Origin of the sequence: Providencia sp. PROV189, from assembly GCF_028480065.1 — a bacterium.
Lineage (GTDB): Bacteria > Pseudomonadota > Gammaproteobacteria > Enterobacterales > Enterobacteriaceae > Providencia > Providencia stuartii.
In genome coordinates this window covers 135,421-149,749 of the sequence record NZ_JAMPOG010000002.1, presented here as the reverse complement: position 1 = coordinate 149,749, position 14,329 = coordinate 135,421, and the positions used below count along the sequence as shown (strand labels likewise).

13 protein-coding genes are annotated in these 14,329 nt (G+C 41.2%); 5 read left to right on the top strand and 8 right to left on the bottom strand.

Annotation, left to right across the window (positions count from 1 at the left end):
• Nucleotides 1-233: 233 nt before the first annotated feature.
• The 4 genes from PR833_RS01055 to yfbV all read right to left on the bottom strand — a co-directional run bounded on the left by PR833_RS01055 (nucleotide 234) and on the right by yfbV (nucleotide 3,923).
• Nucleotides 234-2,063, bottom strand: coding sequence for an SLC13 family permease (locus PR833_RS01055; RefSeq protein ID WP_014656267.1), 1,830 nt, complete (start codon nucleotides 2,061-2,063; stop codon nucleotides 234-236).
• An 87-nt stretch (nucleotides 2,064-2,150) separates the two neighbouring features.
• Nucleotides 2,151-2,825, bottom strand: coding sequence for a sugar phosphatase (locus PR833_RS01050; protein ID WP_014656268.1), 675 nt, complete (start codon nucleotides 2,823-2,825; stop codon nucleotides 2,151-2,153).
• A gap of 20 nt (nucleotides 2,826-2,845) precedes the next feature.
• A complete protein-coding gene (locus PR833_RS01045) occupies nucleotides 2,846-3,340 on the bottom strand; it encodes a YfbU family protein (RefSeq protein WP_014656269.1) in 495 nt (164 codons plus the stop codon).
• A gap of 127 nt (nucleotides 3,341-3,467) precedes the next feature.
• Nucleotides 3,468-3,923, bottom strand: a complete 456-nt coding sequence (yfbV, locus tag PR833_RS01040) for a terminus macrodomain insulation protein YfbV (RefSeq protein WP_004921149.1) — start codon at nucleotides 3,921-3,923, stop codon at nucleotides 3,468-3,470.
• 603 nt (nucleotides 3,924-4,526) lie between these two features.
• Here yfbV and ackA point away from each other — a divergent pair.
• The 4 genes from ackA to PR833_RS01020 all read left to right on the top strand — a co-directional run bounded on the left by ackA (nucleotide 4,527) and on the right by PR833_RS01020 (nucleotide 9,309).
• Entirely contained in the window at nucleotides 4,527-5,729 is a 1,203-nt protein-coding gene (gene ackA, locus PR833_RS01035; protein ID WP_004921151.1) for an acetate kinase, read from the top strand.
• 82 nt (nucleotides 5,730-5,811) lie between these two features.
• Entirely contained in the window at nucleotides 5,812-7,956 is a 2,145-nt protein-coding gene (pta, locus tag PR833_RS01030) for a phosphate acetyltransferase (RefSeq protein ID WP_014656270.1), read from the top strand.
• Nucleotides 7,957-8,146: 190 nt separating this feature from the next.
• Nucleotides 8,147-8,383 (top strand): hypothetical protein, encoded by a 237-nt coding sequence (locus PR833_RS01025; protein ID WP_014656271.1) that lies wholly within the window; start codon nucleotides 8,147-8,149, stop codon nucleotides 8,381-8,383.
• 2 nt (nucleotides 8,384-8,385) lie between these two features.
• A complete protein-coding gene (locus tag PR833_RS01020; RefSeq protein ID WP_272525824.1) occupies nucleotides 8,386-9,309 on the top strand; it encodes a YopT-type cysteine protease domain-containing protein in 924 nt (307 codons plus the stop codon).
• Nucleotides 9,310-9,428: 119 nt separating this feature from the next.
• Here PR833_RS01020 and PR833_RS01015 read toward each other — a convergent pair whose 3' ends face one another.
• From PR833_RS01015 to yfcD, 4 genes are all read right to left on the bottom strand, one after another.
• Nucleotides 9,429-10,883: a sodium:solute symporter family protein gene (locus PR833_RS01015; protein WP_004921157.1), complete on the bottom strand. Its 1,455-nt coding sequence runs from the start codon at nucleotides 10,881-10,883 to the stop codon at nucleotides 9,429-9,431.
• Nucleotides 10,880-11,077 (bottom strand): DUF3311 domain-containing protein, encoded by a 198-nt coding sequence (locus tag PR833_RS01010; protein ID WP_004921159.1) that lies wholly within the window; start codon nucleotides 11,075-11,077, stop codon nucleotides 10,880-10,882. Before PR833_RS01010 ends, PR833_RS01015 begins: the two co-directional genes overlap by 4 nt.
• A gap of 18 nt (nucleotides 11,078-11,095) precedes the next feature.
• Nucleotides 11,096-12,331, bottom strand: coding sequence for a M24 family metallopeptidase (locus PR833_RS01005; RefSeq protein ID WP_004921161.1), 1,236 nt, complete (start codon nucleotides 12,329-12,331; stop codon nucleotides 11,096-11,098).
• 203 nt (nucleotides 12,332-12,534) lie between these two features.
• Entirely contained in the window at nucleotides 12,535-13,077 is a 543-nt protein-coding gene (yfcD, locus tag PR833_RS01000; RefSeq protein WP_004921163.1) for an NUDIX hydrolase YfcD, read from the bottom strand.
• A gap of 298 nt (nucleotides 13,078-13,375) precedes the next feature.
• Here yfcD and PR833_RS00995 point away from each other — a divergent pair, with 298 nt between their 5' ends.
• Nucleotides 13,376-14,293: a TIGR01777 family oxidoreductase gene (locus PR833_RS00995; RefSeq protein WP_004921167.1), complete on the top strand. Its 918-nt coding sequence runs from the start codon at nucleotides 13,376-13,378 to the stop codon at nucleotides 14,291-14,293.
• Nucleotides 14,294-14,329: the final 36 nt, after the last annotated feature.

Here is a 14,329-nt window from a genome sequence, read left to right as displayed (position 1 = left end):
CATTAATACCTAATATAACTTTTCCATGATCACTCTCTATGAGAACAATAGAAATTGTTTTTTGTTTGCTATTTTTTTGCCACTTTTAATCATGTATTTTACAGGCCAATTATCATAAGCGTTAATCTGAAGTCGGCTTAAGCCGATCTCAAGTTATTTAAGCTATTAACGGTTACGTTTTTTAATGAATACAAAAAGAAGTAGAAGCCCTCTGATAAAGGGCTTCATTCTCATTAGAAAGGAAAAAGAATAGGTACTAATAATACGCTTATAATCATCACGATGATGGTAAATGGCACACCAATTTTGACAAAATCACCAAACTTATAGCCCCCAGGGCCTAGCACTAATGTGTTCACTGGTGACGAGACTGGCGTCATAAATGCCGCAGAAGCTGCAATCCCAACAATCATCGCAAACGGTAATGGTGAAACCTCCATCTGACGTGCCGCAGCAATCGCGATAGGCGCCATTAAAACGGCCGTAGCGGTATTAGAAATAAATAAACCTATTGTGGCACAAAGTATAAATAGACATAGCAGCATGACATGTGGCCCCAAATTACCCGCAACCTCCATGAGGGCATCAACCGCCAATGAGATCCCGCCCGTTTTTTGAAGCGCCAATGCAAACGGCATCATCCCAACAATTAAAATGATACTGGGCCAGTGAATAGACTTATAGGCGCTCTCCATATCAATGCAACGGAATTTCCCCATTAATAAACACGCAATCAACGCTGCAACAAAGTTAGGAATTTCATTTGTTACCATCATAGCGACCATCAATGCCAGACAAAACAGCGCATGAGGAGCTTGTGAGGCGGCTGGAGCGACTGCCTCTACTTCAGCAGCAAGGTTTAACACAATAAAATTGCGCGGTTTCGTCGACAAAATGCGGATCAGTTTCCAATCCCCAATGACCAAGAGAATATCACCGAGCCTCAATGGTTCATCAACTAATTTACCATCCATGGCCTTACCATCTCTGCGGATCCCCACAACATTTAGGCCATAACGAGTACGAAACTTAATATCGCGAAGACTTTTACCCAATAATTCAGAATCTGGGTTCATAGACACTTCCGCCATACCAACATCTCGAGATTGATCAGAAAAATAGTCACCGCGTAAAATCATCGGTTCCAGTTTCTGTTCAAAACAGAATTGGCGTAACTCATCATCACTGACAGAAATATCTACCAGCAATACATCTTGCTCTCTAAGTTCTGTTCCCCCTGTTGCACTGACCATAACACGGCGAAATTTCCGCCAGCGCTCAATGCCTACCACGTTAGCTTCATAGCGAGAGCGTAAATGCAATTCATCAAGGGAATGACCAATTAATGGCGAGCCTTTACGGATGGCAAGACGGCGCGCTCTACCGGTTAATTTATAGTCACGAATGAGGTCACGAAAGGTACGTTGATAACGTTCGGGGAGCTTATCGGGTTCACTACTTCCTAACCAGCGGCGGGCAACCCACATATAGGCGATACCCGCCAATAAAATCACAATACCAATTGGTGTAATGGAGAAGAATTGAAACCCTTTGATGCCTTCCCTGACCAATTCACTATTGACCACCATGTTCGGTGGTGTCGCAACTAATGTCATCATGCCACTAATTAAGCCCGCAAAGCCTAATGGCATCATCATGCGACCTGGAGAGATTTTCATGCGGGCGGCAACACTCAGTACAACAGGGATGAAAATAGCAACCACCCCTGTAGAACTCATAAAAGCGCCTAGCCCAGCAACCGTTAGCATTAAAAATACTAACATCTTGCTTTCACTACTACCTGCAACACGAACCAGCCAATCGCCCATTTGATAGGCGATCCCTGTTCGAACCAAGCCATCACCAATCACAAATAACGCCGCTATCAATAATACGTTAGGATCGGCGAAACCCGCAGTGGCTTGCTCTAAAGTTAAAGTATCACTTAGAACAAATGCAACGATAACCAATAACGCGACCACATCCATCCGAATTTTGTTTGTGGTAAACAGTACGATAGCTATCAGTAGCAGGGTTAACACCCACAGCAATTCTCCGTTCAAAGCATCCCCTTTCGACGAAAAAAACAGTGCTAATCAATTCCTTTAGTTAACCATGTTTAGCGGAGAATTTCTTTGATTAATTCGGTATTAAACATTTTTTGATACAGATAGTGTGAAAACACCATTTTTGTCTGGGCCAGATACCGAAATTTGCGTTAATGAACTGATTATTGCATGAATTTGTTCTCTTCTTGGCATACTCTCTGGGGCATGAACAGCGACCACTTGGCAGCCTGCATCAAGGGCTGAGTGAATGCCTGCTTGTGCATCTTCAAATGCAATACACGCTTGTGGATCTAAATTTAGGCATTTTGCCCCTAATAGGAAAGGTTCAGGATCAGGCTTACCTTTTGTCACTTTTTCAAATGTGACCCAATGTTTGGGTTCAGGTAATCCTGCTGCTTGTTGACGACCATGCGCTATCGGTACGGTTCCTGAGGTTACAATAGCCCAAGGCACCCCTAGCTCCTCTAAACGGGTGAGCAGTGCTACGGCGCCTGATAACGCAATAACACCTTCAGTGTCGGAAGCTTCCATTTCTTCTAACCAGCGAAAACGAGCATTAATTTCGTCTTCACTGGCATCAGGCATAAAGTGGCGTAAACTGGTTAGCGCAGGTTTCCCATGGATAAAACGAATGATTTCTTCTGGCGCTACCCCTATCTCTTTACCAAATAAGCACCAGCAGCGCTCAACAACAGCTAATGAATCGACAAGTGTACCATCAAGATCAAATAGTAAACCTTTTGCTTTTAACTCCACTTTTACCCCTTACAAACGCATTATGCGTTAATAATTTGACTAATCTCTACCGCAGATAGGTGGTATTGGCGAGGACATGCACGCCAGATCCCCAGCATCCGCACATATTTATCCCACATTGGTGTTTGTGAGTTGAAACCATGAGTTCCGCTATCGAAATGCGTATAGCGACCTTCCGTATTAACCATAAAGCGAACATAACTCAAATAACGCGCCTCTGTTGCTGCATCAAAACCTAAAAATTGTACTCGACGCGCGTCAATGCCTTGTGGGTCACTCATATTGCCATATGAGACCTGTAAAGCATGATACATTTCCATAATATCAATGACGGTACGGCAAGTGCTTTCACTTAATTCACCAAAATCTCTATCAAGCTCACGCATTTGCAAACCAAAACCCCGCTCTACAATCGTTTGTAGACGGCGATAACGATCCGCATTTTCAGGATCGAGCATAGTCATCATTTTATATTGGTTAGATAAAATTAGGCGTTGTGCGTTGGTCATTTCCATCATGCTTCTCCTCGGAAAATTTTTAGCTCATCTTCGCATTCAAATTTCATGATGGACAGTGAAAACATCACTTTTATTGATCTAGACAGGCTTTTTGCGTTACTTGTTGTTAAATCGGACTTTTAATTTAAATATCGTCCATAAATGACTTATCTAATTGCTTAAATGCTCGTTGTAACAATTGTGCTAATGCCAAGTAATCAGGCTGCCCTTCTACAGGCGCCATCGCAATCCCTGCTTGTACAAATTTTTCTCGAATTTCGTAGAACCAACTCAACAAACTGGCGGGAAGTGGAGTTGATGCTCTTTTACCAAGCCACCACAAACCCTGCATCGGTAAACTGCAAGCAAATAGTGCTGTTGCAACCGCAGGACCGAGGTCTCCCCCTAGTGCGATTTGCCAAGTCAGTGTAAAGATAGCAATAGGCGGCATATAGCGAATACCAAACCGAGTCGCCTTGATCATGCGCAATTCAGGGAAGATAGGGGTTAACTTTTTCTCCATAGGAAACGTTTTTAGGTACAGGTTCCCCAACCTAAATCGTTTAAAAAAACCCGATGGTGAGTTTTGTAATGTACTCATACATTCCTTCCTATGACTCGCAAACCTATATAAAGAAATAACACATTTAATACTTACCTTACGCCATTTTAACAGCAATGCCTATGAATAAGCACAAATAGATAATTTTCAATTATTGCCGCACTAATCTGATCATTTTTGGCGAAATCAGCTATCCTGATTGATAGGTAAATTTGCATAAAATGCGTATTTTTTACGGTGCTTATGATTTTAATCAATCAAACCGGCCATTTCTAAAAAAAACATACAAAATATAAAATAATTTTAGTAGAATTGGCCGCATTTAGCATCGCTGTAGAAGTCTGTTAATTTATGCTTGGTTTCAATTGTTCTACAGCTTTGATATATATTGGGGTTTTTGCGTGTTATTTCAACGCCAGTCATTAAGTTCACTCATCATGCGCTTAATGCAATTAAAAACACGGCTTTTTTAACCCTTTATTAGGCACCGATACATGTAGTTTTGACATTATCATTGATATCAATCATGAAATATCAGGTGTCAAATGCGCTAGTCTCTAGCGATACCATACTTTTTACAAAGTCTTTTTATGCTTTTGCAACTTAAAGGCTTCACAACAACAATTAACGATAGGTATTTCCATGTCAAGTAAGCTGGTACTGGTACTAAACTGCGGTAGCTCCTCACTGAAATTCGCCATCATCGATCCAACCAATGGCGATGAATATTTATCTGGATTAGCTGAATGCTTTAATCTGCCTGAAGCTCGTATTAAGTGGAAAATGGACGGCGCTAAGCATGAAGCTGAATTAGGTGCAGGCGCGGCACACAGTGAAGCACTGAATTTCATTGTTAACACTATTCTTGCAGCAAAACCTGAGTTGTCTGCTCAAATTTCTTCTATTGGTCACCGTATTGTTCATGGTGGCGAGAAATTCACCTCATCTGTTTTGATCAATGACGACGTCGTTGAAGGCATTAAAGCAGCAGTGCCATTTGCACCTTTGCATAATCCAGCTCACTTGATTGGTATCGAGGAAGCGAGAAAGGCATTCCCTCATTTAGTACACAAAAACGTAGCGGTTTTCGACACTGCGTTCCATCAAACTATGCCTGAAGAAGCTTACCTATATGCACTACCATATGAATTATATGAAGAGCATGGTATCCGTCGTTATGGCGCTCACGGAACTAGCCACTACTATGTCTCCCGTGAAGCGGCGAAAAAATTGAATAAACCGGTTGAAGAGCTTAACGTTATTACCTGCCATTTAGGTAATGGTGGCTCGGTGACGGCGGTTGTTAACGGTCAATGTGTTGACACCTCTATGGGTCTGACACCATTAGAAGGATTAGTCATGGGAACACGTAGTGGTGATATCGACCCTGCGATCATTTTCCATCTACATGACTCACTCGGCATGAGCGTTGAGCAGATCAACAAGTTGCTAACAAAAGAGTCTGGCCTTCTCGGCTTAACCGGTGTGACTAGTGACTGCCGTTATGTTGAAGATAACTATGCAACCAAAGCCGACGCTAAACGCGCTATGGACGTTTTCTGCCATCGCTTAGCGAAATATGTCGGTGCATACTGTGCATTGATGGAAGGCCGTCTTGATGCCATTATCTTTACTGGCGGTATCGGCGAAAACTCTGCGCAAGTACGTGAGTTAACGCTGAAGAAACTGGCTCTACTTGGCTTCGAGTGCGACCATGAGCGCAACTTAGCTGCACGTTTCGGTAAAGAAGGCTTAATCACCACAGATAACAGCCGCCCTGCGCTGGTTATCCCAACTAACGAAGAGTTAGTGATTGCTCAAGATTCAGCACGCTTAACCGCTTAAGATTCTCTACCGCCAGCCTAACCCGCTGGCGGTACTACTTTATGATACTGTTTTATTAGAGTAACCGATTAAAGAGGTTCCCGTGTCTCGTACAATTATGTTAATTCCTACCGGCACTAGCGTTGGTTTGACCAGCGTCAGCTTAGGTGTCGTTCGTTCAATGGAACAAAAAGGTGTCCAGTTGAGCGTATTTAAACCTATCGCTCAGCCACGTATTTCCGGTAGTAAAGATCAAACCACTGAAGTTTTACGCTCTCATTCAAGTCTCACCACTATCGTCGAACCATTAAAAATGGAATATGTAGAGTCACTACTGACCTCTTCAAAAAAAGACGTGCTTATGGAAGAGATTGTTGCCCGTTATCATGAGCAAACTAAAAATGCTGAAGTGGTATTAATCGAAGGTTTAGTGCCAACGCGTAAGCACTCTTTTGCACAGTCTCTGAACTATGACATCGCAAAAACCTTAGGTGCAGAAATTGTGTTTGTCACCGCACCGGGTAACAGCAATATAACTCAAATGAAAGAGCGCCTTGAGTTAGTACGTAACGAATTCGGCGGCCAACGCAATAAAAATATTATCGGGGTTATCGTCAATAAAGTGAATGCCCCTGTTGATGAGCAAGGTCGTACTCGCCCTGACCTCTCTGAAATCTTTGATGATTCGACCAAAGCAACCATTGCGAATATCACAGCAAAAGATTTAGAGTGCCTAAGTCTACCGGTTCTAGCATCAATCCCTTGGAACTTTGACCTGATTGCAACGCGTGCCATCGACATGGCAAGACACTTGAATGCCGACGTTGTTAATGAAGGTGAAATCAATACTCGCCGCGTGAAATCAGTGACTTTTTGTGCTCGTAGTATTCCTCATATGCTTGAGCATTTCCGCCCGGGTTCACTCTTAGTGACTTCGGCAGACCGCCCAGATGTATTAGTTTCTGCGTCTCTTGCGGCAATGAATGGCGTTGAAATTGGTGCAATCCTGCTAACTGGCGGCTACCAAATCGACGAGCCTATTCGCCAACTCTGTGAACAAGCTTTTGAAACAGGTCTACCTGTATTTATGGTGAAAAGCAATACATGGCAAACTTCACTAAATCTACAAAGTTTCAGCTTAGAAGTGCCTGCGGATGACCATGAACGTATTGAAAAAATTCAAAACTACGTTGCTCGTCATATTAGCAGTGAATGGATTGAATCACTCGTGGCTGATTCTGAGCGTCCTAACCGCCTATCACCACCTGCTTTCCGTTATCAATTAACTGAACTAGCACGTAAAGCCGGTAAGCGTATTGTTTTACCAGAAGGTGATGAGCCACGTACGGTTAAGGCTGCCTCTATCTGTGCAGAGCGTGGTATTGCAACTTGCGTACTGTTAGGTAATCCAGAAGATATTCGCCGTGTCGCTGCTGCGCAAGGTATTGAGCTTGGTACAGGCATCGAAATCGTTGATCCTGTGAAGGTACGCGAAGATTATGTTGCTCGCCTAGTTGAGCTACGCAAAAACAAAGGCATGACCGAAGTTGTTGCTCGTGAGCAACTTGAAGACAATGTTGTTTTGGGTACATTAATGCTCGAAAAAGGTGAAGTTGATGGTCTCGTATCCGGTGCCGTCCACACCACAGCAAATACTATCCGTCCACCTCTGCAATTGATCAAAACAGCGCCGGGTAGCTCATTAGTCTCTTCTGTCTTCTTTATGCTACTCCCTGAGCAAGTCTTCGTTTATGGTGACTGTGCGATCAACCCAGACCCAACCGCAGAGCAACTGTCAGAGATTGCTATCCAATCAGCAGATTCCGCGAAAGCCTTTGGTATCGAACCTCGTGTTGCAATGATCTCCTACTCTACTGGTAATTCAGGTGCAGGAAGTGACGTTGAAAAAGTGCGTGAAGCGACTCGTTTAGCACAAGAAAAACGTCCAGACTTAATGATTGATGGTCCATTGCAGTATGATGCGGCTGTGATGGCAGATGTCGCGAAATCGAAAGCACCAAACTCACCTGTTGCAGGTAAAGCTACCGTGTTTATTTTCCCTGACTTGAACACGGGTAACACGACTTATAAAGCGGTTCAGCGTTCAGCCGACCTCGTTTCTATTGGTCCAATGCTGCAAGGTATGCGTAAACCGGTTAACGACCTATCACGTGGTGCATTGGTCGATGATATTGTTTACACCGTTGCTCTGACAGCGATCCAAGCCGTACAAAATGAAAATGCCTAATATAAATTATTAGCATTTTGTCTTAATTAAAAAGCCAACTGAACAAAAACGGTTGGCTTTGTTTTATCTAACAAAAATACGCGAGACGCTTTTCCTCATCTCCTCTTAACTGCTGAAAATTGCAAGATTAATTACCATTAATAGTAATAATAAAGGAACATTTAAAATATAATTAAGCGCGGAGATGAGCATGCTAGATGCTTTTAAATATTCAGTAAAATTTGAGCAAGTTGATATTATCAACCATTTTAAAAACACCTCAAAAAATAATTTTTCTAAAAAAATAATTGGGGTAGATAATATGAAAAGTTTACAAGATGGGATCTGTTATGGGCTAACTAACTCTTTTTTATATTATGCTCATGCAAACCAAGAAGAGATCTATGTCACTGAGACATATAACGCTTATAAAAACATAAAAAAATAAAGTTGGTTGATTTTTTAAAAGACACCTATCATTATAAAGCCTTTAAAAAACATAGTGAAGCCTTGTTAAATCAGAATTTCAATAAAGCTAGGAACATTCAAAATCATCATCACATGATTTATTTTTTAAGAGACATACTGAATAAATTCAATAAAATAAAAAAAGAATATAATGAAGATGACTGTGATTACATAAATAGGTTATTTCAAAAAAACACGTTATCAATTAAAGAGGATGAAAAACATTTATATCTAGAGCTACACGAGTTTATCAATAAAGTTTATCATGATGCACTTAATCCTCCTCTTAAGTTAGAAAAAAACCGTTATAATAACTTAGTTAGTGATGTCTCTTCAAAATGTTTTCAGAATGAAAGCGAAATAGACTCACTGCGCTTTCCACTATTTTTCTCTTTAGTGAAAGATTATTATTTAAAGCTTACAAAAGAAAGATTAACACAGCTTGAAAATATACAAAATATACATTATGACTCAATTACATCTATTGATTTCGATATCACCTTTACATCCAAAGAATTAAAAGCACACATTGAAGATTGCTTAATAAAGAAAAAGGATATTATTGGTAACCTGTGCAGTCAAACGCACTCAATGGGAATTGTCGTTAAATATAGAAATGGCAAACCTATTTTTGAATTTTTCGAACCGAATAAAGGACTATTTAAAACAACCGATAAAAGTCATTTTTTTAACTTCTTAAATGCTCTGTTTAATGATAAGTCATATAAGTTTGAAATGAGAGCCAAAACTGAAGAAAAAACTGTCAGTTTGTCTAGCTCACTGGCTGCAAATCAAACATTCAATTATATCCAAGCACCAAGAATAGATGAGCGCTTGGTAAACCAAGATGCAAAAGCATTAAGAATGAAAAGTAGCAAATTAAAACATCACAGAAAAACAATTTAACTTATGGGGTTATAAAACTAAAATATTAAAAACCATACCAGCAAATAACCGCTACACCACCTATTAGAAATAACTAACTGATTGATAGGGCAAAAACACTGCCCTATCAACGATAACATCTAAATCGCTTTTTGCTTTCTACCTATCAATAACGATACGACCGTTGCAACAATAATATTTAACACAAATGCAGCGATACCGATATTCATAAATTCAAGCCCTTTGCCTAACCAAGGGAACAGTTGCGATAACGAAATGTGCTCAATATAAGTCACTGCAAGGAAAATGACCCCTGCGATAATACCAGCCATTGCCCCCGTCGCCGTCATAGGGTTATGTTTTCTAAAGCTCATCAATAACGCGGGGAAAAATTGTGCGACAATATTAACACCTAATAACATGATAGCCACTAATGTGTCGTTGCTGTGAAAAATAAAGTACAAACTCACTAACGCAACCAAAGGCACCATAAAACGCGCATAAATCCCTGATTGACGTTTCTCTTCACTCACATTTAATGCTTTTTGCACCACTCCCGCCAACATATTAGACGTCGTCAATAATAACATTGAACCAGGTACTAATGCCGTCAGCATACCCGCGGCACCAATAAGACCAACAATAAGCGGTGAAAATGTGGTTTTAGCGATCTCAAATAACGATAAATCCACCATTGAGCCATCAAGATGCGGTATTTGTAATATTGCAGCATAACCAACAAAGAACGCAAACAGCATAATCAAGCTGTATGCAGGAATGAGAATACTATTACGCTTTAATGACTTTTCATCTTTAGCTGTAAATACGGCGGCCATATAGTGCGGCCAGCAAAAATAAGCCACTACAGATAAAAAGATAGTTGAGATATACCACGGAATATTCAATCCCTGCTCAGAAAATGTCAGAAAGCCTGGGCTAGCCGTATCGATAGCACGGAACATATCGCCAAAACTACCGTAGTAATGCAAGGGAATATAAACACCGATAAAGACAACAACAATTAAGATCATCAAATCTTTTAATGCCGATGTCCATGCTGAACCATGAATACCTGAAATCATCACAAACAAGGTCACTGCAATGATGCCTATCCAAATCGCCATATCTGCGGGAATAGCACCATAAGAGGCTTGAGAAACAATAATACCAAGCCCTTTAAGCTGCAATACGAAAAGGGGTACCATCGCCACAATGGAAATTAGGCTAATCAATAGTGCTAAGCCTTGGCTTTGATATTTTGCCCCAAAAAAGTCAGAGATGGTTCTAATATCATTCTGCTTAGCAAATCGCCATACACGAGGATGCACCCAATATAGAAATATCCCCATAAAAGCGTTAACCGCCAATGTGTATAATATGGCAGGCCCTTTCCCATATGCCCAGCCACTCCCCCCTAAAAAAGTAAAGGTAGTATAAATTTCACCTGCACTGAGTAAAAAGACTAATAAAGCGCCATAACTACGTCCACCAACAGACCACCCTTCGTGATCCATGGTTTTACCTTTTTTCGACCTCAATGCAAGGTAGATACTCAATAGGAAAAACAGTGTAATGACAACTAAAGCGTAGCTCATTGTTTTTCCTTATTCTTTTTAGAGTCTAAAATATTAATTAGCAGCATAATTAAAGCGCTGATCACCACCCAAGCCACAATCCAAAACATTAAAAAAGGCAATCCCATAACAAAAGGCTCTACGCGATTGGCATAGTAAATACCCACAGTTAGAGCCAGTAGCGGGAAGATCACCAAAAAGTGATACCATTTCATACATTAATTCCTTCTTACTTAACCACCAGAAACCAAATGACGTGGCAAATGGCTGAGCATCTCAACTCCCTCTTCAGTGACTAGCAGCATGTCTTCAATCATAATGCTGCCAATGCCGATACCGTAATAAGGTGTTTCTAGGCTCATCACCATTCCCGGCTGAAACACATCAGTCGTCGCTGCACTCACAAAAGGGGCTTCTTCTAACCCGACAAATACGCCATCTCCATGCCCTAAGTGACCACGGTTATAGTGTGGTAAGCCAGAACAACGAATTAATGCCATGGTTTCATTGAACACATCACTTAAACGTACCCCGGGAGCGACACGGTTGAGCATGTATTCATGGCCTTTATGTATGGTTTGATAAATCTCTTTAACTTTATCGTTAGCATTGCCAACGACAAAGGTTCTTGCAATATCAGCCCCATATCCCGCAACATCAACACCACAATCGAATTTAATAAGATCCCCTTCTTTCGCAGGCACATTTTCCGGTAGCATTTTTGGGGAGAAATCACTGCCGACTGAAATTAAATTGAAACGACTGTAGTTAGTTTCTGGAAACTCCATCACTTTAGCTTTAAAAGCTGCGGTTAATTCAGCGGAAGTACAACCCACTTTGATTAATTCGCTAGCAGCTTGAATACCCGCTTCTGTAATTTGAGCACTTTTTCTTAAGTGAGCGATTTCCCATTCACTCTTGATAACGCGCAATTCATTGAAGAGCGGAGCGGAATCCACTAGATTTAATTCTGGGATCACCTTGTCTAGCCACACTTTCCCCATATGGCTGATTTGACCCAATTCAATGGCGACAGGTTTGCCATATACATCGGCTTCGGCCAGCGCATCTTTTAATAGCGTAAAAATAGTCTCAATCGGGCTATGAATAGGCCTTTGCTTAACAACTTTGCCATTATCAGGGTGATAAGGATCATCCACATCAACCCATATTGGGAATGTACGCACTTGTGCATTAGGCATTTCCAATTGCAAATTTGCAGCCTCAAATTCATTCATAATCACCAGCGATTTCACTGATGGGTCACGAAAAATTACCGCGATCGCCGAGCCTGTTTGCCTAAAGGTATACATGAAGAAACTAGCAAAACCGGTTAAGTGATAAAAATTATCTCCCACGGTAGCTACGAGGGCTTCAATCCCCTCTCGCTCCATAATCGCACGGGCTTTATTCGTGACATTTTGTAGGTGTTGTTGTTTTAAAGAAGATACATCTTTATGAATTGTCATTATTTATTCTCTCGGATGGTGCAACATGGTGACCAAGAATTAATTAGCAGGAAGGCATAATTCAGTGGGCATATAAATATATCAAATAGCCCACTTATTAATTATAACTAATAGTTATAATATAGTATCAGTAACACTATAGAATAGAAGACAGTATGAATTAAAGGGCTAAAGCATAGCCCTTATCAATTTAAGTCGTTAAGTTACGAATTATTTGCACACGAAATAGCTTTCTCAAACTCATTATTCCGTGTTAACCATAAAGAGAGCGCTTTTAAGGAGTCAGGGGTAAATTCATCACAACGAGCACTAATTTCGGCTGGCGTTAACCAATTCACCTCAACCACCTCAGACTCTTGCAATGCAAAAGGGCCATGGCTCACACAACTAAACAGACCGCCCCATATACGGCAGTTTTCGCCTTCATAATAAAATAAGCCATGTTCAGCAAACGGCACGCCTGCAATGCCTAATTCTTCTTCTGCTTCACGCTTAGCAGAATCTAAAATATTTTCACCTTGAGTCACCACTCCGCCAGCAGTCGCATCTAAGTAGCCCGGATAGAAATCTTTACTATCCGTTCGCCTTTGTACCAGTATTTTGCCCATTCCATCATGGACAACAATGTAAGTAGCACGATGGCGTAAGTTCTCTGCTCGCATCTGGCTACGTGTGGCCTGAGCGATAACCTCATTGTTCTCATCAACAATGTCAACCCATTCAACCACTTCGGTTTGTTCTTCCATCCTTAAAACCTTTTTTTAACCTGTTAACACAGTTTTTATGCCATAGAACTATTGCCGAAATCGGTCAAGCAAACAGTCTGTAACAAGGTATGCTTTTCACGTTCCCCTTGCAAGTGATAGCACACAAATTTGAGTATTGATTTCATGTTGCAGGAGCTTTAATAATAGGCTATTTACAGCAACAACAAGCGAATTTTTAGGAAATGCAATGCAGTCTCAGCAAATTTTCTGAGTAGCTGCTATAGTTAGCTCAGATAAGCTTTACACTGATTAGTCCAATTTTTCACAGGAGGCGATTATGCGGATACTTATTACCGGTGGTACCGGTTTAATTGGTACACCTCTCGTACAACGGCTTGTTGCTCGCTCTGATAAGGTAACAGTACTAAGCCGTTCCCCGCAGAAAGTCTACAGCCGCTTTTGTAAGGCTATCGAATGTTGGACTTCACTACAGGATAAGCAAGATCTCAATGATTTTGATGCTGTGATTAACCTTGCTGGGGAGCCTATCGCTGAAAAGCGCTGGAGTGATGAACAGAAAAAATTGTTGTGTGATAGCCGATGGAAAATCACTCAACGCTTAACTGAATTAATCGCTGCAAGTAAAACACCACCGCATACTTTTTTATCTGGCTCTGCGGTTGGTTATTATGGCGATCAAGGCCAAGCCGTTGTCACAGAATCAGAGCAGCCACACGATGAATTTACTCATCAACTCTGCCAACATTGGGAAGCCCTTGCTCAAAATGCGCAATCACCATCGACCCGCGTTTGTTTATTACGTACAGGCATTGTGATGTCATTAAACGGAGGTGCGCTCGCAAAAGTCCTTCCTATCTTTAAAATGGGGGCTGGTGGCCCAATTGGTCATGGCAAACAATTTATGCCATGGATACATATTAACGATATGGTCAATGCTATCTGTTTTTTGCTTGATAACCCAACTTTATCAGGCCCCTTTAATATGACAGCGCCTTATCCTGTCCATAATGACCAATTTGCCGCTATTTTAGGCGAGGTCATTAACCGCCCCGCTTTTGTTCGAACTCCCGCCTTTATGATTAAGGCCATTTTGGGTGAAGCAGCGACGTTAGTGCTTGGTGGGCAGCAAGCTATCCCAAAACGCTTGGAAGAGGCGGGTTTTCAATTTGAATATATTGAGTTAAAAATCGCCTTAGAAGATTTATTTAAAACACGTGATAGTTCAACGAGCTAGTTTGAGCAGGCTACTGACCATTCAATGCGTCATGGT

Excerpts from the sequence above, each read along its gene's own strand:
- PR833_RS01045 (WP_014656269.1), bottom strand. The coding sequence starts at position 3,340 with ATGGAAATGACCAACGCACAACGCCTAATTTTATCTAACCAATATAAA.
- yfbV (WP_004921149.1), bottom strand. The coding sequence starts at position 3,923 with ATGAGTACATTACAAAACTCACCATCGGGTTTTTTTAAACGATTTAGG.
- ackA (WP_004921151.1), top strand. The coding sequence starts at position 4,527 with ATGTCAAGTAAGCTGGTACTGGTACTAAACTGCGGTAGCTCCTCACTG.
- PR833_RS01025 (WP_014656271.1), top strand. The coding sequence starts at position 8,147 with ATGCTAGATGCTTTTAAATATTCAGTAAAATTTGAGCAAGTTGATATT.
- PR833_RS01015 (WP_004921157.1), bottom strand. The coding sequence starts at position 10,883 with ATGAGCTACGCTTTAGTTGTCATTACACTGTTTTTCCTATTGAGTATC.
- PR833_RS01010 (WP_004921159.1), bottom strand. The coding sequence starts at position 11,077 with ATGAAATGGTATCACTTTTTGGTGATCTTCCCGCTACTGGCTCTAACT.
- PR833_RS01005 (WP_004921161.1), bottom strand. The coding sequence starts at position 12,331 with ATGACAATTCATAAAGATGTATCTTCTTTAAAACAACAACACCTACAA.
- yfcD (WP_004921163.1), bottom strand. The coding sequence starts at position 13,077 with ATGGAAGAACAAACCGAAGTGGTTGAATGGGTTGACATTGTTGATGAG.
- PR833_RS00995 (WP_004921167.1), top strand. The coding sequence starts at position 13,376 with ATGCGGATACTTATTACCGGTGGTACCGGTTTAATTGGTACACCTCTC.